The sequence below is a fragment of the Cyclobacterium qasimii M12-11B genome (assembly GCF_000427295.1).
Lineage (GTDB): Bacteria > Bacteroidota > Bacteroidia > Cytophagales > Cyclobacteriaceae > Cyclobacterium > Cyclobacterium qasimii.
In genome coordinates, this window is the sequence record NZ_ATNM01000114.1 from 1 (window position 1) to 25,175 (window position 25,175).

The following is a 25,175-nucleotide window of genomic DNA, read 5'->3' on the forward strand; positions in this document are numbered from 1 at the left end:
ACTATAGCTCCTTTTTCGGGAGTATTCATTTACTGGACGAAGGGCTTTGTAAATTCATAATAACGGATGTATTTGAAATGCTTATCTCTTACTGCGCGTTGCATGTCATAGCGCTCGTCCATACGGTCCCTGGAAGCATATACATAATCTCTTGCCGGTCTTAGATCAGTGCCAAGGAAAGCCCTTCTTTGCATGTTTTCTGGTATGAAAATGCCTGCTAGGTTTAAAACGGTAGGCGCCAAATCTACAAAAATAACCAATTCATCTTCAGCTTTTCCAGCACTTTGGGGGAACCAAATGGCGATAGGCTTCCGGCGCATATACGATTAAAGGTATTTTTAAACCTGTGTCATACAGCCACCTTTTATGCATTGGCACACCAGCGCCATGGTCGGGATAAAACAAGAAAATGGTGTTGTCTACTAAATCGCCTTCTTTTAATTCGTCCACAATAGCTGCAACATAATTATCAAGCGCTGTAATATTGTTATAATACCTGGTCTACAATTCATTGACTATTTCAGTATTTGGAAAATAGGTTGGAAGACGAACCGCTCCTGATTTTATTAATTGGTCTTCGGGTTTTGCTTCAACTACATCCAAATGCTTTGCTTTCAGATTTGTTGCACTTTCATGCGTACCTGTAAAGTTTAAAACTGCGAAAAACGGTTGGTCCTTGTTTTTTCTGTTTCTCCAATGCGCATTTTTACCTGACTCATTCCAAATAATTAGATTAAAATGCCATTGCAAAATATATATTGGTGCCTTTCATTGATTTTCTTTTGAAAAGAACAATTAATGGAGATTGTTTTCCTAAATATTCGTGTTTTGGCTATCTTACTTTTTTAAAGTTTGAATTGGTAATAGGAAGAGGCTGACATGCTATTTAACCTAACCTAAAATGCATTAGCTTAACTATGAAAGTCCTCATTTTTGAAAGATATGGTTTACCTGAAAAGGTATTAAAATTAAGTGAGCAAGTAACTCCAGTGCCAAAGGACAATGAAATCCTGGTGAAAGTCCATTGTACAGCGATCAATGACTACGACTGGAGCTTGGTCAGGGGAAAGCCATTTTTGTACCGCCTTATGTTTGGATTGACCAAGCCAAAATCGAAAATCATGGGAATGGAATTGTCTGGAACAGTGGTTCAGGTGGGTGCTGAGGTACAAGATTTCGCTGTTGGAGATGAAGTATTTGGAGACATTTCCAATTATGGGTTTGGAACTTTTGCAGCCTACATCAGCATCAATGCTAAAGCGCTTGTACGCAAGCCAAAATCCATGTCATTTGAATCAGCAGCAGCCCTGCCTCATGCTTCTTTGTTGGCCCTTCAGGGCTTAAGAGATATTGGCAAGATAAAAAAAGGCATGAAAGTACTGATAAACGGTGCTGGAGGAGGCGTTGGAACTTTGGCTTTACAGCTGGCAAAGATTTATGCTTGTGAGGTAACAGGCGTAGACAATAGGGAAAAACTAGCAATGCTCAGGGCTTTGGGATATGATCATGTTATCGACTATAAAGTGGAAGATTTCACCAAAAATGGTCTTCAATATGATTTAATCCTCGATTGCAAAACCAACAAATCCCCATTCTCTTACCATCGCTCCTTGAAACCTGAGGGCAACTACGTCAGTATCGGAGGTAACCTTATTGATCTGATAACTACCTTGATTTGGGGTAAGCTGCTGCAACCTTTTTCCAACAAAAAATTAAATATTCTAAGCCTTAAGCCCAATGCTGGTTTAGAAGAAATCGCAGGACTCTATGCCAAAAAACAGCTCAAACCTGTTATAGATGGTCCTTATCCCTTGGAGTCTGCCGCAGAAAAGCTACAGCTCTTTGGAGAGGGAAAACATATAGGAAAGGTAATTATCACCATTCACCCATAGTCACTACTAGGTTGCAAAAAAATGATCCTCTTTCAAGCCATTTTAGAAACCGACAGCTAAAATAAACTCCTATGGTAGGCCATTGACCTTAGCCTCTAGTTATCCTTACAACATCCCCACATTTTTACCATTCATTATTTTCATTTGATTTTTTGCTTTCTTATCAATTTTCAGCCTGGTATTTTTTCAAAAACAACCCTTTGGCTGAATAATAAACTTAAGTTTTAAAAGAAGTTTTGTATTAAGTTTTAAGTGCCATTGTCTCTTATAAACTTAAAGCTATGTGATTTTTGAGCGTTATTTATAAGCCCATTTTATAAATTATTCCTATATTTATTTGTTATTAAACAAAGCCAATTTTACTTAATTATTATTTAAACCCAAAATATATGAATATTACATTAGCTGATGCTGAAAAAATCATAACCGCCGCCAAGAAGAAAGCCAAGGCCATTGATACTAAAATGAATATCGCAGTAGTAGACGCAGGAGCCAATCTTCTTGCTTTTGCACGGATGGATGGAGCTTGGTTAGGTTCATTGGACATTTCCATAAAAAAGGCCAAAACAGCTCGTTTTTTTGACATGAACACTGGAGCAATAGGTGAGTTGTCACAACCAGGTGGGTCCTTATACAATATTGAGAATTCCAACAATGGACTCATCACTTTCCCTGGTGGTGTACCTTTAAAAAATAGCGCAGGGGACGTTGTTGGTGCAATTGGCGTCAGCGGAAGTGCTGTCGAAAATGACCATGCCGTAGCTGAAGCAGGAGCAAAAGCTTTATAAAGCTAAAATTTATTTTTGCCGGGAAATTTGCGAGAATTTCCCCGGCATTGTTTTACTTTATCATCGTTTCAATTCAATTTTCTTTTACAGACTAATCTACCAGATTCATCTCTTTCCACGATTAATTGAGGCCCTTTAGGTTATTCAAATGTCTTTTGAAAGTCCTTCTTATAGGATTTAGGAGTCATCCCCATTCTTTCTTTAAATTGCCGGTTAAAATTAGAAAGCGTATTGAACCCGCTTTCATAACTTACTTCACTGATATTAAGATTTTCGGTAGGTAACAGTTTACAAGCATGACTGATCCGGACTTCTGACAAAAAATCTGAAAAGGATTTATTCATCCTTGATTTAAAATAACGGGAAAAGGAACTGCTCGTCATGTTTATCATTGCAGCCACTTCTTCCTGTTTAATATCGTGTTGAAACTGGTCCATTACAAATTCATATACCCTACTCATTCGGTCCTTTTCAGATTCTTTATTGGCATTGGTATATCCTGCCTGAACAATCGGCTTGACTTCATTTGACCTGGAAATGAGCAATAATATTTCAAGCAGTCCGATAATTCTTTCCAAACCTTTCTTATGCACCAAATTTATCAATTGCATCTTGATCAGTTCATTGGTTTCCCCCATTATCTCCAGCCCAAGTGAAGCTCTTTTGAGCAAGGCATGCAACTCTTCATATTCCTCTTTTTCACCTAAATATTTTGGGCCTAAAAAATCTTCAGGAAAATAGACCACTATTCCCCTAGTCTTAAGCTTACTCTCCTTTTCGAAATATTCTTGGTCATTCCTCCACAGATGGGGTAAATTAGGACCAGTAACCACCAGGTCATTAGGTTTGAATGGACGCATATCATCACCTATAAATCTGGTCCCTTTTCCTTCGAGAACCAAAAAAAGCTGATACTCTGGATGGAAATGCCAATTTTTATCAAAAGTTGGTGCTATCAGTTCTTTTACCACAAAAGCACTTTGCTCTGGGATGCGTGATTTTTGGAAAGCTTTTTTCAATAGTAATTTTTTTATGTTACATATTCCAATAAAAATAGTTATAAATGATAAAAAACAGTCATAATAAGATAAAAAACAGTAAGCATGATGACAATAAAACGCCCAAATTAGTATCTTGAATAAGTAGTACAATATTACCCAATCAACAATTACAATGAAGAACCCAGGGATAATTGCCATTGCCATGCTTATATGGATGTCATGTGGCACCAAGTCTAACAAGATTGAGCTATCCGATGAGCCCAGAAGGGCGGAAATATTATTCCTCGGTCACGAAAGCACACACCATGATTCAGAAAAGTTAATGTCAATCCTTGGCAAGCATTTATTCCAACAGGGAATCAATCTAAGCTATACAACCGATCCTTCTGATCTAAATGAAGAAAAATTACGGCTTTATGACGGCCTAATCATCTATGCCAATCATGAAATGATTTCAGATGAACAAGAGATAGCCCTTAAAAATTATATTGAAAGTGGAAAGGCACTGATACCCATTCACAGTGGTTCCTTTGTTTCCAAAATTCTAATTGGTTTATAGAAGCTGTAGGAGGACAATTTTCCACTCATGGAACAGGGGAATTCTCTACTACCATTACTGATCCCTCTCACCCGGTAATGGACGGCATTTCTATTTTCACAACCTGGGATGAGACCTATATCCACAGCCGGTTAAATGATGACATGACCATATTAATGGAAAGGGCTGAAGGAGACAAGAAAGAACCCTATACCTGGGTAAGAGAACAAGGAAAAGGACGCGTTTTTTATACTGCCTATGGTCATGACGAAAGAACGTGGAATCAACCTGAATTTCAAAAACTAGTTGCGAATGGTGTATTATGGGCGATAGGAGATAAAGTGGCGGAGCAGGTAGCTGAATTTGATATTCCCCAGCCTCAATTTGAAGACGCTATTATTCCAAACTATGAAAACAAAGATCCTGCACCAAGATACCAACTTCCACTTTCTCCCGAAAAATCAATGAAATTGGTACAGGTTCCTGTGGGATTTGAATTACAGCTTTTTGCCTCAGAGCCAGACATTATCAACCCAATGGCCATTGCCTGGGATGATAGGGGTCGTCTTTATGCGATTGAAACAGCTGACTACCCCAATGAGGTAAGGCAAAATGGTGGCAATGATAAAATCAAGATTCTGGAGGACACCGATGGTGATGGAAAGGCTGATAAAATCACTGTTTTTGCAGACGGCTTGAATATCCCAACCAGTATGGTCTATGTCAATGGAGGTATATTACTTTCTATGGCACCAGATTTCATATTTCTAAAAGACACCGATGGGGACGACAAGGCAGATATAAGGGAAACCGTTATTACCGGCTGGGGTAAAAGTGATACCCATGCAGGCCCTTCTAATTTAAAATATGGATTCGACAATAAGATTTGGGGTGTTTTAGGCTACTCCGGTTTTAAAGGAGAAACAGAAGGAAAAGCCTTATCCTTTAGTCAAGGAGTGTACCGTTTTTCTCCTGATGGAACGAACCTGGAATTTCTTGGCAATACCAGTAACAACACCTGGGGTTTAGGCTTCACTGAAGATTTCAACACTTTTATTTCTACAGCAAATGGCCAGCACAGTGCTTATTTGGCTATGCCCAATAAATTTGTAAAACGACCTGTTAATGGTGGTTCGGTCAATGCCGTTCATGGTATAGACAGCCATTATGATATGCCGCACCTTACTCCTTTTTTACGTCAGGTGGATTGGCATGGTAGCTACACTGCCGCTGCAGGACACAATTTCTACACTGCAAGGAATTTCCCTAAAGCTTACTGGAACAGGATAGCCTTTGTAGCTGAACCTACGGGACGGGTATTACACAATGCCATCATAGAACCTAAAGGTTCAGGTTTTAAAGAGAAAAATGGCTTTAATCTATTGGCAAGTTCAGACGAATGGTTTTCCCCTGTACATGCTGAAGTAGGCCCTGATGGTGCCGTCTGGATCGCAGATTGGTACAACTTTATCATCCAGCACAATCCTACACCAAAAGGATTTGAAAATGGGGAAGGCAATGCCTACATCAATCCACTCCGAGATTCCAAACATGGAAGAATTTATCGCTTGATTTACAAAGGAGGGGAATACAAAACGATGAACATTGATCCTTCCATTAATAAAGACCTTGTTAGTGGCTTGAAAAGTGACAATATGTTTTGGAGGATGACCGCTCAGAAGCTAATTGTAGAAAATAACAATACCTCGATAATTGAAGATCTTCTTCAACTTATAGCTAACCAATCTCTAGATGAAATCGGTTTAAATTCTCCAGCCGTTCATGCCTTGTGGACCCTGCATGGGTTGGACGCACTTGATGGTAGCAATACTAAGGCTATTGATGCCGTGATAAAAGCTTTAAAGCATCCTGCTGCAGGTGTGAGAAAAAGTGCCATTCGGGTATTACCAAAAAGCGAGGCGACTCTACTAGCAATTTTGAATGCCAATCTCATCAATGATGAAAATCTTAATACCAGAAAGGAGGCATTGCTTGCCATTGCAGAAATGCCCATTTCTGCTGATGTTTCAGGTTTCCTTTTATCAGCCAGTCAAGACGAGAAAAATGCTTCGGATGAATACCTTCCTCAAGCATTGTTTGCTGCAGTAATCACACATCCATTCGCCTTCGATGCATCTTCAACAGCGCTTAATCAGATTGACAAAGTAGATTCTTTATTGACATTGGAAGAGCGGGTAGGCAAAAGCCTTATTGAGGAACAATACAGTTTAGATAGAAAGTCTGGGGTTCCATTTCCACCACAAATAGCGGGAAAAGAAATTCGCATCCAAGCCACAATAAGCAAGTCCGATGAAGCTCTGGAAGGGATAATCATGGCGCAGGGTAACAAGACCAATGGCTATAGTTTGTATATACTTAATAATAACATTTACTGGTTGGTAAAACAAAATGGCAAAACCTACCAGGCTGTTTTCAACGGCAAAATACCCGATCAGCAATTTGTATTGAACGCAAGCCTGGAGAATCGTGGAAAGATGGCATTAAGCATTGATGACAATCAGGTTTCAAAAAGCAAAGCAGCGGGTCTTTTCACCAAGGATTTTGATCAGGAAAGGGTTAGAATAGGTCATGACAATATGGGTACTTCCCAAGTAGGTAATTACAAGGATCGCTTTTATTTTAACGGAAGAATAAATCCCAGGTCTTCCTACCTAAACCTTAAACTTCCAATAGAAGGTGATGAACCTGAAACTACCGAGCCAGAACAAGGTCAGGCTCAAACAAACAATGTAGGTTCAGTTACCATCAAAATGGGGGTAATTGCACATGAAATGAAATTTGATAAGGCCACTTTCAAAGTAAAGGCAGGACAGCAGGTCACGATTGATTTCGTGAACAATGACTTTATGCAACACAACCTACTGGTAGGGAAATCGGGAAGTTTAGAAACCATAGGCAAGGCTGCGGATGCATTGGCGAGAGACCCAAATGGCATCAAAATGAATTTCGTGCCAAAAATACCCGAAATAATTGCTGCAACTCCTCTGGTTGATCCGGAAGGAAATGAAAGCCTTGTTTTTACTGCTCCCACCACACCGGGAGAATACCCTTTCCTTTGTACTGTTCCTGGACATTGGAGAATTATGAATGGAATTATGATTGTTGAATAAGATTTTAAACAAAAAATAAACAATGGCTTTAGACATTAAATTGGCAGTCAGTACCTGGTTGTGGACCTCCCCTTTTAGCTCCGACACCATATCCCTTTTTCCTAAAATAAAGCAAATGGGCTTTGATGCAGTGGAGATCCCAGTAGAGGATCCTTCTATAATTAATACAGAGATAGTAGAAAAGGCATTAAAAGACAATGGACTCAGCCCTATTATTTGTGCTGCTTTTGGACCAAGTCGGGACCTAACGCATGATGACCCTGGTTTTCATAAAACCAGTTTTGATTATATACAGGCCTGTTTTGATATAAGTGCTTCCTTAGGAGCTGAATTTGTGGCTGGCCCCATGTATTCTGCTGTAGGAAAGGCTCGGTTGGTCTCTCCAGAACAAAAGAAAATCGAATGGGATAGGGCTGTAAATAATTTGCACAAGGTTTGTCAGATGGCAGAAAAATCAGGTCAGAAAATTGCTTTGGAGGCTTTAAATCGATTTGAAACGGATCTGATCAACACAACTTCCGACTTGATGCAATTAATTTCTGACATCAACCATCCAGCTGCCAGGGTATTATTGGATGGGTTTCACATGAATATTGAAGAGCCCAGCATTGAAGCTGCAATTCTGCAGGCAGGTGAAAAGTTGATACATGTTCAGGTGTCGGAAAACAACCGTGGAACTCCCGGTACGGGCCAAACAAGGTGGGACGACTTTAAATCTGGACTTGAGAAGGTCAATTATCAAGGTGTGGTCACCATTGAGAGTTTTACTCCTGAAATAAAAGAGCTGGCCGGAGCAGTTTGCATATGGCGACCTTTGGCAGAGAGTCAGGATAAATTTGCTTCTGAAGGGTTCAATTTTCTAAAAAATTGGGCCAAAAACTAATAAAATTCAATCGTTTAACCCAAATAATTTGTTGACACATGAATAAAAAATTGAACATAGCGATCATAGGATTGGGATTTGGTGCAGAGTTTATTCCGATTTACCAAAAACATCCCTTGGCCAATATTTATGCTATTTGCCAGCGGAACAAAGAAAAACTTGACGAAATTGGAGATGCTTTCGGTATTGCCAAAAGATACACCGACTATGATGAACTGCTAAAAGACCCCAATATCGATGCAGTTCACATTAACACCCCCATCCAGGCACATGCGGAACAATCCCTTAAAGCATTAAGGGCTGGCAAACATGTAGCCTGTACGGTACCCATGGCCACCACGGTAGAGGAATGTCGCCAAATCGTAGCCGAAACCAAAAGAACAGGCCTTACCTATATGATGATGGAGACTGTGATTTACAGCCGGGAATTTCTTTTTGTAAAAGAAATGTACGAAAGTGGCGCTATGGGTAAATTGCAATTTTTACGTGCGAGTCATCAACAAGAAATGGCTGGCTGGCCTGGGTATTGGGAAGGCCTTCCTCCTATGCACTATGCCACGCATTGTGTCGGGCCAGTTCTGGCTTTGCCAAAAGCAGAAGCTGAATATGTCTCCTGTTTTGGATCAGGTAGGATCGATGAAAACCTGATTGAAAAATACGGCTCTCCATTTGCGGTAGAGAGTTGCCATATCAAATTAAAAGATTCGGATCTTTCAGCCGAAGTTACCCGCTCACTTTTCAATACCGCACGTCAATACCGAGAGAGTTTTGACGCTTATGGATCTGAGAAATCCTTTGAATGGACCTTAATCGAAAACGAAGACAGTGTGGTACATACAGGAGAAATACCTGAAAAGGTTAAAATCCCAGATTATGCCCACCTACTTCCAGAAGAAATTGCCCCCTTTACTACTGCAGGAGTATATGATGATGATGACAACCAGCACCTTTCTTTTATTCAAGGAGCTGGACATGGAGGATCACATCCGCATCTTGTACATGAATTTATAGCTGCATTACAGGAAGACAGAGCACCTTATCCAAACGCCCGGCAATCTGCCAACATAACTTGTGTAGGTATTTTAGCCCATGAATCAGCTATGAAAGGGGGCGAAAAAATCAAACTTCCTGATTTTACTTTCAATAAATAATCCCTCCTATTTCATCTTTCAGGCCCGGATTTCAATCAATCCGGGTCATTTTTTTGAATAGATTACCTTAGAATTGATTCTACCACAGCTGGTCAATTCCAAGAGATAAGATTGGTTTTTGGCACGATAAATTATCGGAGATTAAATATATTAGGACTATTCTATTTTTCTACTCCACCTTGATATTGAAACAGACGTAAAACCAGGCATACGCTTTAAAGTAACATTAACTCAAGTAAAACCTCAATTACAATTTTTTGGTTTTAAGACTTTATTTTTCTCGTCAACTATTATTTAAATTAATTGCGGTAAACCTTCTAAGAATTCTTATTTTTGCTATTAACAAGGATAACTCAACAGGTTTCATTGTGAAGGTCTCAATTCAAAAATAGAGGCGTTGAAATACCAGGTGCTAACACTTCTTATGTGAAACCGAAAACAGCGACGGTGAATCGAAATTAATGTGGTTTCAACAGGTTATAAAAAGGATAGTATTTAATTATACTGGGTTCAATCACCTCAACGGCTTTGGGGATAAAAGTGAAAGGAGTGTGATAGGCAAGCCCTTCAACTTCATTTCAGAAACAAAATAAAAAATTACTGAGTTCTAGCGGCTAATTCTTTTCTAGGAGTATTTATGAACACCCTTGAATAGGGGCTTTCAATCCTATAATAATAGCTGTCTGCCAAATATTTTATAGTAAAAATTAAGGTTGGATGAATATAACCATTGAGAATATAATACTGATAGGCTCTGTACTATTATTAATAAGCATTATTGCAGGAAAACCAAGTTACCGCTTCGGAATACCTACATTATTGCTCTTTCTTACCATTGGTATGTTAGCTGGCTCAGAAGGCATAGGTGGCATCTATTTTGACAATCCTGAAATCGCACAATTTATAGGCATTGTGTCCCTTAACTTTATACTTTTTTCCGGTGGATTAGATACAAGATGGCCTTCAGTAAAGCCGGTTTTGAAAGAAGGAATAGCATTGTCTACAATGGGCGTTTTGCTAACTGCTTTAGGTTTAGGCTATTTTGTCCATTTGATCACAGATTTTACCTTGTTTGAGAGTTTGCTACTGGGTGCCATAGTCTCTTCCACAGATGCGGCTGCAGTTTTTTCCATCCTCCGAGGTAAAAACCTTGCCTTAAAGAAAAACCTCCGCCCTACCCTGGAATTAGAAAGTGGAAGTAATGACCCAATGGCCTATGTGCTAACAATTGCATTTTTATCTCTAGTGCAACAACCTGACAAAGGGGTGCTCTCCATTATTCCTTTGTTTCTATTACAAATGATAATAGGAGCAATTTCTGGTCTCCTTTTTGGTAAACTTAGTAAATGGATAATCAACAAGATTAAGCTTGATTTTGAAGGGCTTTATCCAGTGCTTACCATAGCCCTTATGTTTATTACCTTCTCAGCTACCGATTCACTGTATGGCAATGGCTTCCTCGCCATTTACATATGCTCTGTCTACCTTGGAAATCAAAATCTAATTCATAAAAAGACTATTTTACGGATGTTTGATGGATTAGCCTGGTTGATGCAAATTGTTTTGTTTTTGACCTTGGGACTATTGGTTTTTCCTTCTCAAATAATCCCATACATAGGTCTCGGCTTAATCATTTCACTTTTCCTAATACTTGTAGCCAGGCCCCTGGCTGTATTTATTTCCCTTATACCCTTTAAAATGAAATTAAGGCGAAGGTTTTACATTTCTTGGGTTGGTTTAAGAGGTGCTGTACCCATTGTGTTCGCTACTTATCCTTTGTTAGCTGGCATTGACAAGGCCAATATTATCTTCAATATCGTCTTTTTTGTTGCGATAAGTTCGGTATTAATACAAGGTACAACCATTTCCTTAGTCGCTAAATGGTTGAAAGTTGGCTTACCAGAAGGTGCCAAAAAACCTACCCCAAGTGAGGAGTTTCTGGAAGAACATCCCAAAACAATTTTAAAAGAAATAATTCTCAAAAAAGATACCGATGCCATAGGGAGACAAATTGTAGATTTAAATTTCCCTAAAAATGCCATTATCGCAATGATCGAAAGGGATGAAAACTATTTGATGCCAAATGGTTCGACCACGTTGGAGGTCAATGATAAATTGGTTGTGTTGACTGATAAATTAGAAAACATCAAAGAAGTGTACAAATCCCTTAAAATTCAGGAAGAATAAAGCTTATTCGAATAAAAGGGTGAAAGAAGAATTCAGGCAGGACCCAGTTTAAAAAACCCCAATTTCTTAATACTTAAAGCATCCTATAAGAATTACCGAACAGGTTATCGCCATTTCTATAGCATGATTCAAGTTAAAAAAAGGATGCTAAATGTATTAACTTCTCTTTAATTAAAAGTTTAGATAAAATATTTTTTCACTTCCTGATTTAGCAGCACAATCAAATTTGTAAATATTGCAGCCATCTTTTCTGAACATAACTAATTAGGAAGATACAAAACGCCCTTGCTCAATTGATTCAAAATAAAGGATTAGGGGGAAATAGGCCTACTATTTCATTGGTTAAATATTACTCGACGTCAAATACCGAAGTGGTTCTTTCCTATGCCCGAATCAGGGATTTATCATTTAATCAGTCCAATTCCCTTTATTTGAAAGCTTTAACTGATCGAATCAAGCATTTAAAATATCAGTTTAATATCAGAAATCTAAAATATTAACTTAATAAATGGTATATTTTGAGAGTATCATGTATCATAAAAGATTGTTCTATTAAAAAAATAAAATAAAGAAGTGCTTTCATTTAAATAATAGATCCAAATGATCGCTTTCAAAACATGAACCTAGTCAATAAGATGCTATTAATTTAAAATTGAGCTAAAAATTGAATTCCTTATTTTACAATGAAACATTCACCCTAAAATAGAAGTCAGAGCCAATCAAGAATAAAAACTTTTTAATAGAAAAACAGTTACGATCATATTATATTTTTAAAACCTATGCCAATATCCATTTTTAAAAAACTTAATTTAGATAAAATTGAAAAGATATTCATTTCAATTTTTCTGGTGTTAAGCCTGGGGGTAATTATTGGCTGGTTTGTCGGGATTTATGAATTATTGGGCATAACACCTGAAGCTGCAGGTGCCACAATGAAATTTAATACTGCTATAATTATTCTTTTATCTGGTGTACTAATGTTCATCTGTCGAGAAAAAAAGACCAGATTTCGTGGCATCTACAAAATATTGGCCAGTATTTTAATTTTTATCGGTGTTATTACAATAGGTGAATACCTTGGTATGTCCTTCATTTCAATTGACAATATTTTTGTCACAGACGTTTTCTCAAAGAGTAATCCTGGCAGAATGTCCCCAGCAACTGCCATATGTTCAATATTACTTGGTATTGGATTCTTAGGAAACTTGTATCCAGATAGGATCTTTGGGAAAATAGGATTGTTAGCATTCACGTCAACAGCGATTCTAGCACTAGTAGGTATCATTTCTTTTATTTTGCTTATACCTATGGCAAACAAAACTTCGCTGTTTCAAACGATGTCAATTAATACTTCAATCCTATTTTTACTAATCTCTACTTTACAATTGTTTAAAAATCAAAATTCTCCTATTTACCAAATATTGACTGGAGATTTTGAGGGAAGCAAACTTGCCCGTAAAATTTTTCCCTCTCTTATTATATTTCCAATTGTATCGAGCTATCTGCTAATTGTTGGCATACATCAAAACATCATAACAATAGATTTCGGGCTGGTAGCCTATGCCGCCATATTCATACCGGTGGGCATAATATACTTGATATTCACAGCCTTGGGACTAAATAAAACAGATGAAGAAAGACAAAAATTGGCAATGGAATTGCAAAAAAACAATAGCTATTATCTCAAACGTTTCAAAGAAGGCGTAGATCAGGTCTCTAGTGTTTCACTAATGGACACCAATAAGGTGATAACCTACGTTAATGATTCTTTTTGTAAAACTACTCAATATTCAAGGGAAGAACATGTAGGAAATACACTTGAACTTCTGGATTCTGGTCATCACCAGGAACAGTTTTTTATACAGATGTGGGAAACCATTGAGTCAGGCGAAATTTGGGTGGGTGAAATAAAGAACAAGGCAAAGGATGGCTCTTTTTATTGGGTGTTTACTGCCATCATTCCCTTTAAGAATGATAAAGATAAAATTACTGAATACATGTCTATTAGCCAAGACATTACGGAACGAAAGGAAGCTGAGGAATTGAAAATGGACTATGTCAAGAAGCTTGAATACAAAAACAAAGAGCTCGAACAATTTGCCTATGTTGCCAGCCATGATCTTCAGGAACCATTAAGGACTGTAATTAATTATACAGACCTATTGACTAAAAGACGTGCAGAACATTTCGATGAATTAGGGTTAAAAAGTTTACAATTTATACAAGAGGCGACAGTTCGCATGAGCCAGTTAATCAAAAGCTTGTTGGATTATAATCGCATAGACAACGATAACAATCTAACGCTCGTAGATTGTAACGAATTGATAAATGGTATAGAAATTGAGCTAAGTAAGGAAATCAAGGATACGGAAACAACAATTATAGTAGAAAAACTGCCTTCGATTAATGGCTATGAATCCACTTTAAGAATGCTTTTTCAAAATTTAATTACCAATGCGATTAAATTTCGTAAAGAAGGAATCAAACCATTAATAACAATCTCAGCAATTCGAGATGGAATTGGTTGGGAATTTTCTGTAAAGGACAATGGCATAGGTATTTCTAGTGAACACAAAGAAAAGATTTTTGTTATCTTCCAACAGTTACACAATAAAAACAAATATGAGGGGTCCGGAATCGGACTGTCACATTGTAGAAAAATTGTAGATTTGCATGGAGGTAAAATCTGGGTGGAGTCAAAGCTAAATGAAGGAAGTATTTTTAAATTCACAATAAGAACCAAGGGTCATGAATAAAAAAGTTAACTGCATATTATTAATAGATGATGATGAACCTACAAACTTTTTGCATAAAATCATTATAGATGACAGTGGTTTAGCAAATAAGGTTGTGGCCGTGCAAAGTGGCTATGAAGCGTTAGAATATTTAGAGAATAAAGAAGATGGTGAGTACCCTCAGCCGGACCTTATTTTCCTTGATATTAATATGCCGGCAATGAATGGCTGGGAATTTTTGGAAGAATACAATAAGCTGGACGAAGGCATTAAAGGCAAAGTGGTAGTCGTGATGTTAACAACCTCTATTAATCCGGATGACAAAAAGAAAGCACTTAGTAAAGGGTTTATCAATGGATTTTTAAGCAAACCACTTTCAAAGGAAATGCTTGAAAAACTAATTGACAGTGAGCTTTAATTTTCATCATTTGAGAATATGACTTTGGTTTCATGAAGGTAAAACCTTCTATTATGGCTTATTAGACCATGAATGCTAATTTTAGGGTTTCCATTTTAAACAGCAATAGAAATACTTAGCTATTGCTGTTTAATTTCCGGTTTTTTCGCCCTTGTTTAGTGTGATGGATATTTGCGATGATACTTTTAAAAAGGTATAGATAATTTTGTTTTTTTTCGGCATCAAATGCTCCTCTACCCTATTTTATTGCCATTCATCCTTTTTCATATGTCAAATAACCGATCCCAAATAATAAAAACATCAGCTACTTAGGTTTAAATAACCAATTGATTTATTCTCTATAATCCATTCCTTTTCTACTGTTCTCAACAGATGTTAACCATTCTGACAATTCAGATTCTAATTGCTCTGCTACCTCTGGAAATTCGTTAATAATATTGTTCTTTTCTGATTCGTCCTTCAGCAAATCATAGAGTTCAAAATTCTCCAGATTTTCATCAGCTATAAGTTTGTACTGATGGGTGACCCATGATACATTTGGTGTGCATATAAAACCCATTGGTTTTGGTCTTTCTTTCACATTTCCTTCTATTGCATCCAATATACTAATGCCGTCTAATGGCCTCTCCTTTGGATATTCTATACCTAAAACATCCAGAATCGTAGGCAAATAATCACTGGTGAATGCTGGGAAATCTATTTTTCTGCCGCCTTCTATTTTGTTCTTCCAAATTACAAAAGCCGGCACCCTCACTCCGCCTTCATACAAACTCCTCTTTCTTTCCCGAAACAAGCCTGCACTACCTGGCGTCCCCTCTTCAGGGCCATTGTCACTGCAAAAGAAAATAATTGTTTCTTCTTCAATCCCAGCCTTTACTAAAGCATCCCATAATCGCCCAATTTGCCTATCCATCGCGGTAATGGATCCATAATACAATTGTTGCTGTAGATCCATGTCCGCATAAAGGCTCCTGTCTAAACTGTCACTGACTACCGGTAAATGAGGGGTATGAAACCAAATTGTGGAAAAGAATGGCTGTTCCATTTTAACGGAATTTTCAATAAATGGCAGCACACGATCCATGATAACGCGAGAATCATCTCCTTGCACATTACTGGTATCCATTAGATTTTCTCCCTTCCAATAAACGGTGCCGTAATTATTTGTGGAATCATGGTTTTCTACCGCTCTCCAGCCGTATCGCATGCTTTCTCCTGCTATGAATTCTTTTGGAGAGACCATAGGGTCATACGTTGGGACTTTTGACTCTGTACAAAAAAAGGAGTCATAACCATGTTCAGATGGAATGGTGTAATCCTTGTGAAATTTTTCTTTGCCTCCTCTATTGGCATCGGGGATAGTTTTGGTAAGTGTACCGAGGTGCCACTTTCCAAAATGCCCCGTTGCATATCCTTCCTCCTTTAAAAGTTCTGAAATGGTGATCTCCTCTTGCTTCATGTGACCAGTATTGGCATAGGGTATATCCATTCTTAATGGGTTTCTACCTGTAATTAAACTTGCCCTGGTGGGTGAGCAAACTGCCGAGGCCGAATAAAACCTATTAAAAACAACTCCATTGGAAGCAAGATCGTCCAAAAAAGGCGTCTTTATTGCTGTATTCCCATTAAAGCCTGCATCATACCAACCTTGGTCATCTGTCATGATTAAAATAATATTTGGCTTTTTCTCAGGGCTTTGACAAGAGGCAAAACCAAACATCCCTAATACAAATAAAACGCTCAGTCGGTTATTCATGGTATTGTAAATTGAATCAATTGCTAGAAAATTTAACTATTCAATATACTTACTTTATGCCGATAATAATATCAATCGCACCTTGAAACAAAATTTGCGCTAGTCAAACACCTTTTACAGCAAAACCACCAATTTTGATATTTTCCTTTAAATCCCCATCCCTACATACTTATTGGAAAATCATCAGTGAAAAAGATTAGCGGTATTTTAGGGATAAAAAATTGACAGCTATTTTCTTTCAACAAAGCTTTCTAAACCATACCTAGAACTACTTTTAAGCTTTAACCGTTGGTGTTTATAGAAAAGCGCTGAACTCAAAAATAGCGAAGAATAAATTACGCTTATCGGGTTAAAAAAACCGTTCAGTTTTTAAAATCCAGATGGTTTAATCTAATAAAAAATGAAACTCAACATAAAAAATACCTTCATAGAAGAATTACCGGCAGACCCTGTTTTAGACAACAATCGAAGACAAGTTAAAGAAGCTTGTTTTTCTTATGTTACGCCCAAAAAACAGCGAAACCAAAGCTTTTACACGTTTCTAATGAAATGCTGAAAAACTTAGGTTTAACAGAAGCAGATAGCAAAACCACCGACTTTTTAAATGTGTTGACAGGAAATACTGTAATGGAAAACACAAAACCTTATGCCATGTGCTATGGTGGCCATCAGTTTGGAAACTGGGCAGGTCAATTGGGTGACGGTAGGGCTATTAATTTATTTGAGGTAGAAAATGATCAAAAACAATGGACCGTTCAGCTTAAAGGAGCAGGTGCAACACCTTACTCAAGGACAGCCGATGGATTGGCTGTATTGCGTTCCTCCATCCGTGAGTATTTATGCAGTGAGGCCATGCACCACCTTGGCATACCAACCACCAGAGCATTATCACTAGCATTAACAGGTGACGAAGTAATGCGTGATGTACTGTACAATGGCAATGCGGAATATGAAAAAGGGGCTGTGGTTAGCCGTATTTCGCCCAGTTTTGTACGCTTTGGAAGTTTTGAGATATTTGCTTCAAGACAAGATACAGCCACACTAAAAACATTAGTAGACTACACCATAAATCACCACTTCCCTCATTTGGGCACTCCTTCGAAAGCCGTTTATATTGCTTTTTTTAATGAAGTAGTACAACGTACACTGAGCATGATTATCGATTGGCAGCGTGTTGGCTTTGTACATGGAGTGATGAATACTGATAACATGTCCATTTTGGGTTTGACCATAGATTATGGCCCATATGGCTGGTTAGAGGGTTTTGAAGAAGGTTGGACCCCAAACACAACCGACATGCAGCACAAGCGATACAGATACGGCAACCAACCCAATATAGGGCTATGGAATTTATACCAACTGGCCAATGCTTTGTATCCCCTGGTGGAGGAAGTGGAACCTCTAGAGGCTGCCTTAAATCAATACAGAGCTGATTTTGAGCTGGGTTCGATTCAAATGATGCGCAACAAGATTGGCTTAAAAACTGAAAAGCAACAGGACAAATCGTTGATTAAGGATTTGGAAACCCTTTTACAACTGACGGAAACCGATATGACGATTTTCTTTAGAAATTTGGCAGCCTTTAAAAAAGACAACCCGAATGAAGGCCTGGAATGGATTAAAGAGGCATTTTACTCTCCCACAGAAGTGACCGATACCATTAAGCAACAATGGAAAGATTGGTTTCAACATTACGCTACCCGTTTGCAATTGGAAACGGTCTCGGATTCGGAACGGAAAAAAGCTATGAACGCAGTAAATCCGAAATATGTACTTCGCAATTACATGGCGCAACTGGCCATTGACGATGCAGACAAAGGTGATTATGCACTTATAGATGAATTGTACCAATTACTAAAAAAACCCTATGCCGAGCAACCTGAAAATGAAAAATGGTTTGCCAAAAGACCTGAATGGGCAAGGCATAAAGTGGGTTGCTCCATGCTATCGTGTAGCTCATAATAGGTAAATATAGCAATGGATGGGTTAAGTCAAGGTTTTGGTAACCACTGATCTAAATAGGTAAAACTATGCTATTGGAATATATTCACAAACTTCCTATTGGGTTTTCAGAGGTGCTTTATGCAGATAAAAAGTATGGCCTTACCAGGACAGATTTTAATAAGGGAAAAAGTATAAAAATCTATGCTGAAGAATTAGGTGGCACCAATTTTATCAGTTTAAATTATTACGTAACCTCAAGTAAGGAATTTTTAAAACCCTGTGAAATGCCCGAAGAAAAAGTTATTCATTTTTTGAAAAACCTAAGTGTACTTCCATTAGGTTAAAAATCAAAAAAGCTGGAAAGGTTGAATTCCCTTTCCAGCTTTAGCATTATTTTCCCCACCAATTATCCAGTGAAGCGGTAAGTTTTTTCACCACATCCGGATGCTTGTTTGCGAGGTTATTCTCTTCCAATGGATCCTTTAGAATATTGTAAAGCAACACTTCCTGCGTATCCTCATTGGCCACCCCAGGGACAATAATCTTCCAGGGACTGGTAATAAGAATTCTGCTCTCCAAGGTTTCTTCCGGGACATCCACCCCTTTCATGTCATGAGAAAAATCCATACTGTAAATTTCTTTCCTCTTCTTCAATGCTTTCTTATCCATCACATTGATTCCGTGCATATCCGGCAGTGGATCCAAGCCAACAGCAGCCATAGTTGTTACGGCCATATCAATGCTACTTGTCAAATTGGAATGGTCCATCTTGGGTTTAATTTTACCCGGCCATTTGTAAATAATAGGTGTTCTAATTCCCATATCCTGTGGCGCTTGTTTGGAACCTTTAACAAATTTATTAGGCACATTTGGATCTTGTATCCAGCCGTTGTCTGTTACAAAAACCACCAGGGTGTTTTCAGAAAGCCCCTTTTCCTCCACCCTGTCCAGGAGCTGTCCAACAGTAATGTCAAACCATTCACACATAGCCCAATAGGCAGCAACTGACTTGGTAGGTGCTAAAGGCAAGTACTTCTGGAGTAATGAATCTGGTGGATTGTGTGGAGAATGAGGTAAAAATGGCGCATACCATACAAAGAATGGTTTGTCTTCATCAATTGCATGATCCATAAAATCGAATATAGGATCCATACCTTCCCGGCCTATTTTAAGCCCTTCATCTCCATGTCTTCCACCTCGGCTTGGATCACCATGTGTCATTCCATCCGTAAATCCACCTTCTTTGTAGTTTCCTCCCCACCATTTTCCGGCCTGAAAAGAAAGGTATCCCAATTTTTTCAAAACCATTGGTATGGTAGGATGTTTCTGAAATTCATCAAGGTAATCCTTGTAAAGTCTGGACCTTGCGATTTGCCAATTGTTATTGTAACGCTTCCCCTCAAATTTAAATTCGGGATCATTCCCTGAAATACCATGTTGGTAAGGGTATAATCCAGTAATGATACTGGCTAAGGACGGACTACACAGTGGAGCTGTCACATAGCCTCTGGTGAATGTATGTCCTTCACCCGCCAGCTTGTCTATATTTGGCGTCTCAATATGAGGATGACCTGTGAATCCGTAATCATTCCACGACTGATCATCGGAAAGAATATAGATAATATTGGGTTTTTCACCCTGTGCAAATGAGGTTACTTTGGTCATTGAAACCAATAGAAACACCATAAACACACATTTAAAAGGATAACTCCTAAATACTTTTTCCATCGTAAATTATTTTGGTTTTTGTTAATTAATAGCCTGTATTTTGGTCCAATCTATTGATTAAAATCTGCTCAGCAGGTATGGGCGCCAATAATTTATTTGCTGTCACATTAAAGGATGCATCAAATAGGAAAGGTTTCATTTCTTTTTCCCTGATTCCATGAGCCGACATGACCTCCACAGCTTTTCCACTTCTCTTTAAATCATACCATCTTTGGTTTTCGAAACAGAATTCCACCTGACGTTCTTTCAAAATCAACGCTTCTAAACTTGTTTGATCATAACCTATAAGCGCATCAGTCAGGCCAGCTCTTTCTCTAACCATTTCCACATAAGGAATGGCCTCTCCTGTTCTACCAAGCCCATTCAATGCCTCTGCATACATCAGCAACACATCTGAATAGCGCAATACGGGCATATTGTCACCACATCTATCATCAGGCGCAGAAACTGGCGGTTTGAATTTACCAATATAGGACAACTCTCTAATTTCACCGTCCCAATCAGGGCCTGTCCAGGTATTAATGGAAACAGCTTTCCTTTTATCACCCTCTTCGAAGGCGTTTATAAGATCCACTGTGGGCATATTCCAGCCTGCAGACACCATACTAATATTCGGCCTGTTTGTGATTTCTCCTTCAGAACTCCATGGAGCAAACATAAAAATATACCGATTGGCAAGTTCACTATTATTTTCAGAGTACTGAATAGCGAAAAGCGTTTCCGTAAAATCCGGATTGGAAGGATCATACAAATCAGCATAATCCATCAATAAACTGTACTGATTCGCATCTATCACTTCTTTGAGGACACTTGCGGCATCTGTATAATTGTTTTGGGTAAGATAAACCTTACCTAAAAGCGCTTGAGCGGCATATTTGTTCGCTCTGCCATCTTCATGAACCGCCGTGGCATTGGAGAAATGAGCTGCTGCGCTTTCCAGGTCGTTAATGATTTGTTGGTAAACCTGCTCTTCTGAAGACCTGTCTATATTCACAGCTTCTTGCGCCGTAATGGGGGTAATCACCAAAGGAACTCCTCCGTATTGTCTCACCAAATTGAAATAATAAAGGGCTCTTAAGAACAAGGCTTCCCCTTCTGATCTGTCCTTATAAGCTTCATTAGACCAGGATACACCCTCCCTATCAATTTCTGATAACAACTTATTACATCTTGTGATGCCATTGTAGGATTCATCCCAGAATTGACCATAACCACGGTTGTCAGAAGTGATGATAAACTGGTCAATCACACCTCTTACTGCTTCACCCGTTCTGATATTGTACTGAAAACTCGTATTGTCTGATATCAATTCTGCCAGCACCCAATGTAAATCTTTTTCGTAATTTCTCATGGGCACATAGCACCCGTTGGCCAACAGGATAAACTCCTCCTGGGTCTGATAGAAATTGCCTTCATTTAAAGTTGTCTCCGGGAAGATTTCCAGAAAATCCTCTGAACAAGAGCTCATTCCCAAAAAGACAAGTATATATAGTAACTTTTTCATGTCTGAATAATTTTTGTGAATCTCAGGTTTGAATTCAAATGCGTTTAAAAAGATAGATTAATACCTATGGAGGTGGTTCTTGAGAGCGGATAAGAAGTCATGTCAAACCCAGGAACCAAGGTATTGTTTTGGTTAGCTGCCTGCCCTTCAGGATTGGCACCTTTATAATTGGTAAACATGGCCAGATTTTGAACCGTCATGTAGATCCTTGATCCTTTTACCACCTTCAAACGCTCGAGAAAATCACTTGGCAGGGTATATCCCAAAGTAAGATTGGAAATTCTCACATAGGAAGCATCTTCTACCCATAAACTTGACACCCTGTGTCCCCAACTAGGTCTGACTTGAGGAATGCCTGAGTGAATGCCATCTCCAGGATTTTCTGTGCTTCTCCAACGATTTTCCCAGTCTTTGTCCACATTGAAAAAGCCCTGGAGGTTATCTGTCGTCTGGCGCAAACCATTCATTACCTGTCCACCACTTTGACCATTGACAATTATGCCCAAGTCAATGTTTTTGTAAGCAAAATTATTGGTGAAACCGAAAATAAAGTCAGGGTGAGGGTTTCCAATAATGGTATAATCCAAAACATCATTTATCAAACCATCCCCATTGACATCCCTATACTTCACATTTCCTTCGTAAACCTGAGGTGTTTTTACAATATCAGGATTCTCCATGTCCGCAGGGGTATAAACTCCCTCCAAGACAAAACCATAAAACTGCCCGATGGGCTGACCGACAACGGAAACGTGGGTAGGGTTGCCATCATTATTTCCTGCCAGGATTCTCACCGTATTGTCATTTAGAGACATTACTTTGTTCCTATTAAAGGCAATATTCGCATTGACATCCCAACTGAAGGTTCCGACATAAGGAGAACCACCCAAGGCGATTTCTAGCCCCATATTTCTAACATTCCCTTGGTTGATGGTTTGAGAATTAAATCCTGTAATGGTAGGAATGACATCATTCAGCAACATATTATTGCTCTCTCTTCGGTACAAGTCAATCAATAAACTAAGTCTGCTTTCCAGGAATTGAAAATCCAGCCCCAGGTCAAACTGCTTGGATTCCTCCCATGTCAAAAATGGATTGGCTAGCCCTACAGTGGAAGCAGTTACTTGATTGTTGCCAAAAACATATGATCCTGCACTAATGGAAGCAAGGTGAGCATAGTTACCAATATTATTGTTGCCACTTTTACCATAACTTCCCCGGATTTTAAACTCATCCACCCAGTTGATATTTTGGAAGAAATCTTCCTCTGAAACTCTCCATGCTGCCGCAATGGAAGGGAACATAGCAAAGCGGTTTTGATTGCCAAACCTTGAAGAACCATCAGAACGGAAGGTAGCTGTTAAAAGGTATTTGTCTTTCAAAGCATAATTCACTCTTCCCAAATAAGAAATCATACTCCATTCGTTGATTGCTTCCCCCCAGTTATCAATATTTTGAGCAGCATTAATGGTCGTTATCAAGTCGTTTGGAAAAGGGCTTGCGCCCAACGAAATACTATTGGAAGTAAACTTCTGCGTGGTATATCCAAGCAAAGCATTGATTCGGTGGTCACCTCTGGTTAAGTCATAATTAACGGTATTCTCTATTAGCCAATCGAAGCTATTGCTTCTCGAATTGGAAGAATAACCGGTCCCCGCAGTTGGAGGTCTGTTGGAAGCACCAATTGTACTTGGAACATATTGCTCGAACTTTGACACTTCAAAAATGGTATTCAAGGAAGACCTAAATCTTAAATTCGGCAAAATTTCCAATTCAGCAAAAGCCAAACCAAGGTTCTGAAAAGTGTTTTGCTGCATTTTCATCTCCTGCAAAGCAAATAAAGGATTCACAAAACTCCAGGCAGAGTGAAAACGGCTTTGAGGCGCTACGATGTACGGTTTAATGTTTCCATTGGCATCATAGGGTGTAGATATAGGGTTCGCCCAAATACTTACTCCCAAAATATCACTTCTATTTAGATTGGTACTCGCCCTGTCTTGTTTGATAAAGGTGGGTTGAATGGATGCCCCAATTTTAAGTTTGTTGGTGACATTGCTTTCAATCCCCAGGTTACTACTAAATCTTTCTATGCCGGTATGCTTCAATACCCCCTCCTGCTTGAAATAACCTAAGCTAAAATTAATTCTGGAATCCTTCGTTCCTTTTTGCATGCTAAAATTATGGTCCTGAATCTTAGCCGTTTGTAGTACGAGGTCATACCAGTCTGTTCCTTGACCTGAAAGTGCATCCAAATCCCTGTATTCCTCAGGATAATCCGCCAAGGTTGGTTCTCTACCTTCAGTTTGCCTAACTCCTATATCAATTCTATCTCGTTGGAATTGTGCAAATTCTCTTTGATTCAAAAGTTGTGGCCTGCCTTTTTGAGGAGCTTGCTGCACACCTACCATAGAGGAGAAATTGATAGTTGTCTGATCAAGCTCACCTTTTTTGGTAGTAATCATAATTACGCCATTGGCCCCTCTCGAGCCATAAATAGCTGTCGAAGAAGCATCTTTAAGAATGGTTATTGACTCAATATTATTTGGATCTATAAACATCAAAGGGTTTAGGGTTTGATTCATCCCTGAAGAATAGGGCATTCCATCGATGACATAGAGCGGTTCATTGCCTGCCCCAAGGGATCCACTCCCCCGGATTTTCACTGAGGTACCTGCTCCTGGTGCTCCTGATACTTGCTGGATTTGTACACCTGCCACTTGTCCCACCATTTTCTGGTCTAAGGAAGAAACAGGTAAATTTTTGATTGCTTTCTGATTCACCGATGAAACGGCTCCTGTTACATCTTCTTTTTTCTGGGTACCATATCCTACTACAACCACCTCTTCCAATGCAGCCTGATCATCCATCAAGGTAATTGAATAACTGGTTTGATTGCCTACAGTGAAGGTTTGGCTTTTATAACCAATAAAAGAAATTTGAATCAATGCCCCAGTGTCTGCATTCAAAGAGAACTTCCCATCAAGATCAGTGACTGTTCCGGTGGTGGTACCATCAATAATTACAGTTGCACCAGGAATGGGGTTTCCGCCTTCATCCACCACAGTTCCATTGATAGGTACAAACACATCCTCCGAATCGTTTAATACGGAAGTAAAATCTGACACCTTCTCCTCCTTATTTTCGGTCACAAGGCCGGGCTTTACATATATTGTATTGTTTACTCTTTTAAACTCAAATGCTGTAACCTGTGCCAGGTGTTGAAGGACCTCTTTAAGGTTGCTTTCCTCATAAGAAAAGGTAAATCGATTGTTATCCTTGACTACTTTTTGATTGTAAGTAAAGTTAAAAAGGGTTTTTTCTTGTATTAGCCCCAATACCTCTTTAAAAGTATTCGATTGAACGCTTATACTTAGGCTAACATCCTCTAAATTTTGGCTTTTTGAGGTGGTCGCCATTAGAAATTGCATTGCAATCACCTGTACAAGGAAGGCATATAAAAGCCTCTTTGATACCATGATCAATAGTTTTAGTAAATTAATTTCCATAATTTTAAATGCT

At 38.7% G+C, this 25,175-nt stretch carries 18 protein-coding genes and 1 pseudogene; 11 read left to right on the plus strand and 8 right to left on the minus strand.

From position 1 onward, the window contains the following. Positions 1 to 29: 29 nt before the first annotated feature. Genes ADICYQ_RS26065 through ADICYQ_RS26070 form a run of 3 tightly spaced genes read right to left on the minus strand, consistent with a single transcriptional unit; the run spans position 30 to position 750 of the window. Positions 30 to 320: a sulfatase/phosphatase domain-containing protein gene (locus ADICYQ_RS26065; RefSeq protein ID WP_020890299.1), complete on the minus strand. Its 291-nt coding sequence runs from the start codon at positions 318 to 320 to the stop codon at positions 30 to 32. Beyond that, positions 268 to 450: a hypothetical protein gene (locus ADICYQ_RS30310; protein ID WP_369073255.1), complete on the minus strand. Its 183-nt coding sequence runs from the start codon at positions 448 to 450 to the stop codon at positions 268 to 270. Before ADICYQ_RS30310 ends, ADICYQ_RS26065 begins: the two co-directional genes overlap by 53 nt. Positions 451 to 501: 51 nt before the next feature. Beyond that, a complete protein-coding gene (locus ADICYQ_RS26070) occupies positions 502 to 750 on the minus strand; it encodes a hypothetical protein (protein WP_020890300.1) in 249 nt (82 codons plus the stop codon). Between the two features lie 167 nt (positions 751 to 917). Here ADICYQ_RS26070 and ADICYQ_RS13440 point away from each other — a divergent pair, with 167 nt between their 5' ends. Together ADICYQ_RS13440 and ADICYQ_RS13445 are read left to right on the plus strand one after the other, a co-directional pair. Then, positions 918 to 1,892: an NAD(P)-dependent alcohol dehydrogenase gene (locus tag ADICYQ_RS13440; protein ID WP_020890302.1), complete on the plus strand. Its 975-nt coding sequence runs from the start codon at positions 918 to 920 to the stop codon at positions 1,890 to 1,892. Positions 1,893 to 2,281: 389 nt separating this feature from the next. After that, a complete protein-coding gene (locus tag ADICYQ_RS13445) occupies positions 2,282 to 2,680 on the plus strand; it encodes a GlcG/HbpS family heme-binding protein (RefSeq protein ID WP_020890303.1) in 399 nt (132 codons plus the stop codon). A 140-nt stretch (positions 2,681 to 2,820) separates the two neighbouring features. On the opposite strand, the gene ADICYQ_RS13450 is transcribed toward ADICYQ_RS13445, so the two are convergent. Continuing rightward, positions 2,821 to 3,699, minus strand: coding sequence for an AraC family transcriptional regulator (locus tag ADICYQ_RS13450; RefSeq protein ID WP_020890304.1), 879 nt, complete (start codon positions 3,697 to 3,699; stop codon positions 2,821 to 2,823). A gap of 154 nt (positions 3,700 to 3,853) precedes the next feature. Here ADICYQ_RS13450 and ADICYQ_RS13455 point away from each other — a divergent pair. The 6 genes and pseudogenes from ADICYQ_RS13455 (at position 3,854) to ADICYQ_RS13480 (ending at position 14,724) form a co-directional block, all read left to right on the plus strand. Then, positions 3,854 to 7,350: pseudogene (locus ADICYQ_RS13455) on the plus strand (PVC-type heme-binding CxxCH protein). A 22-nt stretch (positions 7,351 to 7,372) separates the two neighbouring features. After that, complete coding sequence (locus ADICYQ_RS13460) at positions 7,373 to 8,233, plus strand: sugar phosphate isomerase/epimerase family protein (protein WP_020890307.1); 861 nt, start codon at positions 7,373 to 7,375, stop codon at positions 8,231 to 8,233. Positions 8,234 to 8,271: 38 nt separating this feature from the next. Beyond that, positions 8,272 to 9,384 carry a Gfo/Idh/MocA family oxidoreductase gene (locus tag ADICYQ_RS13465; RefSeq protein WP_020890308.1) on the plus strand — a complete coding sequence of 371 codons (1,113 nt, stop codon included), beginning with the start codon at positions 8,272 to 8,274 and terminating at the stop codon, positions 9,382 to 9,384. A 717-nt stretch (positions 9,385 to 10,101) separates the two neighbouring features. Then, positions 10,102 to 11,571 carry a potassium/proton antiporter gene (locus ADICYQ_RS13470; RefSeq protein WP_020890310.1) on the plus strand — a complete coding sequence of 490 codons (1,470 nt, stop codon included), beginning with the start codon at positions 10,102 to 10,104 and terminating at the stop codon, positions 11,569 to 11,571. A 779-nt stretch (positions 11,572 to 12,350) separates the two neighbouring features. Then, positions 12,351 to 14,327 (plus strand): sensor histidine kinase, encoded by a 1,977-nt coding sequence (locus ADICYQ_RS26075; protein ID WP_020890312.1) that lies wholly within the window; start codon positions 12,351 to 12,353, stop codon positions 14,325 to 14,327. Beyond that, positions 14,320 to 14,724: a response regulator gene (locus ADICYQ_RS13480; RefSeq protein WP_020890313.1), complete on the plus strand. Its 405-nt coding sequence runs from the start codon at positions 14,320 to 14,322 to the stop codon at positions 14,722 to 14,724. Before ADICYQ_RS26075 ends, ADICYQ_RS13480 begins: the two co-directional genes overlap by 8 nt. A 331-nt stretch (positions 14,725 to 15,055) precedes the next feature. On the opposite strand, the gene ADICYQ_RS13485 is transcribed toward ADICYQ_RS13480, so the two are convergent. Then, entirely contained in the window at positions 15,056 to 16,480 is a 1,425-nt protein-coding gene (locus tag ADICYQ_RS13485; RefSeq protein ID WP_020890314.1) for a sulfatase family protein, read from the minus strand. A 400-nt stretch (positions 16,481 to 16,880) separates the two neighbouring features. On the opposite strand from ADICYQ_RS13485, the gene ADICYQ_RS31235 reads away from it, so the two are divergent. The 3 genes from ADICYQ_RS31235 to ADICYQ_RS13495 all read left to right on the plus strand — a co-directional run bounded on the left by ADICYQ_RS31235 (position 16,881) and on the right by ADICYQ_RS13495 (position 18,768). Then, on the plus strand, positions 16,881 to 17,036 hold the full coding sequence (locus tag ADICYQ_RS31235; protein WP_020890315.1) for a hypothetical protein: 156 nt from the start codon (positions 16,881 to 16,883) through the stop codon (positions 17,034 to 17,036). Beyond that, positions 17,030 to 18,442 carry a protein adenylyltransferase SelO gene (locus ADICYQ_RS13490; RefSeq protein WP_020890316.1) on the plus strand — a complete coding sequence of 471 codons (1,413 nt, stop codon included), beginning with the start codon at positions 17,030 to 17,032 and terminating at the stop codon, positions 18,440 to 18,442. Before ADICYQ_RS31235 ends, ADICYQ_RS13490 begins: the two co-directional genes overlap by 7 nt. A gap of 68 nt (positions 18,443 to 18,510) precedes the next feature. Beyond that, on the plus strand, positions 18,511 to 18,768 hold the full coding sequence (locus ADICYQ_RS13495; protein ID WP_020890317.1) for a hypothetical protein: 258 nt from the start codon (positions 18,511 to 18,513) through the stop codon (positions 18,766 to 18,768). Positions 18,769 to 18,814: 46 nt separating this feature from the next. On the opposite strand, the gene ADICYQ_RS13500 is transcribed toward ADICYQ_RS13495, so the two are convergent. Genes ADICYQ_RS13500 through ADICYQ_RS13510 form a run of 3 tightly spaced genes read right to left on the minus strand, consistent with a single transcriptional unit; the run spans position 18,815 to position 25,132 of the window. Continuing rightward, entirely contained in the window at positions 18,815 to 20,152 is a 1,338-nt protein-coding gene (locus tag ADICYQ_RS13500) for a sulfatase family protein (RefSeq protein ID WP_051160213.1), read from the minus strand. A gap of 25 nt (positions 20,153 to 20,177) precedes the next feature. Continuing rightward, positions 20,178 to 21,656 carry a RagB/SusD family nutrient uptake outer membrane protein gene (locus tag ADICYQ_RS13505; RefSeq protein WP_040416264.1) on the minus strand — a complete coding sequence of 493 codons (1,479 nt, stop codon included), beginning with the start codon at positions 21,654 to 21,656 and terminating at the stop codon, positions 20,178 to 20,180. Between the two features lie 44 nt (positions 21,657 to 21,700). After that, complete coding sequence (locus tag ADICYQ_RS13510) at positions 21,701 to 25,132, minus strand: SusC/RagA family TonB-linked outer membrane protein (protein ID WP_235114645.1); 3,432 nt, start codon at positions 25,130 to 25,132, stop codon at positions 21,701 to 21,703. Positions 25,133 to 25,175 lie beyond the last annotated feature (43 nt).

What these genes read in the sequence shown, in the direction of transcription:
- ADICYQ_RS13485 (WP_020890314.1), bottom strand. Translation starts at nt 16,480, where the DNA reads ATGAATAACCGACTGAGCGTTTTATTTGTATTAGGGATGTTTGGTTTT.
- ADICYQ_RS13465 (WP_020890308.1), top strand. Translation starts at nt 8,272, where the DNA reads ATGAATAAAAAATTGAACATAGCGATCATAGGATTGGGATTTGGTGCA.
- ADICYQ_RS26075 (WP_020890312.1), top strand. Translation starts at nt 12,351, where the DNA reads ATGCCAATATCCATTTTTAAAAAACTTAATTTAGATAAAATTGAAAAG.
- ADICYQ_RS13445 (WP_020890303.1), top strand. Translation starts at nt 2,282, where the DNA reads ATGAATATTACATTAGCTGATGCTGAAAAAATCATAACCGCCGCCAAG.
- ADICYQ_RS26065 (WP_020890299.1), bottom strand. Translation starts at nt 320, where the DNA reads ATGCGCCGGAAGCCTATCGCCATTTGGTTCCCCCAAAGTGCTGGAAAA.
- ADICYQ_RS13460 (WP_020890307.1), top strand. Translation starts at nt 7,373, where the DNA reads ATGGCTTTAGACATTAAATTGGCAGTCAGTACCTGGTTGTGGACCTCC.
- ADICYQ_RS31235 (WP_020890315.1), top strand. Translation starts at nt 16,881, where the DNA reads ATGAAACTCAACATAAAAAATACCTTCATAGAAGAATTACCGGCAGAC.
- ADICYQ_RS13470 (WP_020890310.1), top strand. Translation starts at nt 10,102, where the DNA reads ATGAATATAACCATTGAGAATATAATACTGATAGGCTCTGTACTATTA.
- ADICYQ_RS13510 (WP_235114645.1), bottom strand. Translation starts at nt 25,132, where the DNA reads ATGGTATCAAAGAGGCTTTTATATGCCTTCCTTGTACAGGTGATTGCA.
- ADICYQ_RS13495 (WP_020890317.1), top strand. Translation starts at nt 18,511, where the DNA reads ATGCTATTGGAATATATTCACAAACTTCCTATTGGGTTTTCAGAGGTG.
- ADICYQ_RS13500 (WP_051160213.1), bottom strand. Translation starts at nt 20,152, where the DNA reads ATGGAAAAAGTATTTAGGAGTTATCCTTTTAAATGTGTGTTTATGGTG.
- ADICYQ_RS13440 (WP_020890302.1), top strand. Translation starts at nt 918, where the DNA reads ATGAAAGTCCTCATTTTTGAAAGATATGGTTTACCTGAAAAGGTATTA.
- ADICYQ_RS13490 (WP_020890316.1), top strand. Translation starts at nt 17,030, where the DNA reads ATGCTGAAAAACTTAGGTTTAACAGAAGCAGATAGCAAAACCACCGAC.
- ADICYQ_RS13480 (WP_020890313.1), top strand. Translation starts at nt 14,320, where the DNA reads ATGAATAAAAAAGTTAACTGCATATTATTAATAGATGATGATGAACCT.
- ADICYQ_RS13505 (WP_040416264.1), bottom strand. Translation starts at nt 21,656, where the DNA reads ATGAAAAAGTTACTATATATACTTGTCTTTTTGGGAATGAGCTCTTGT.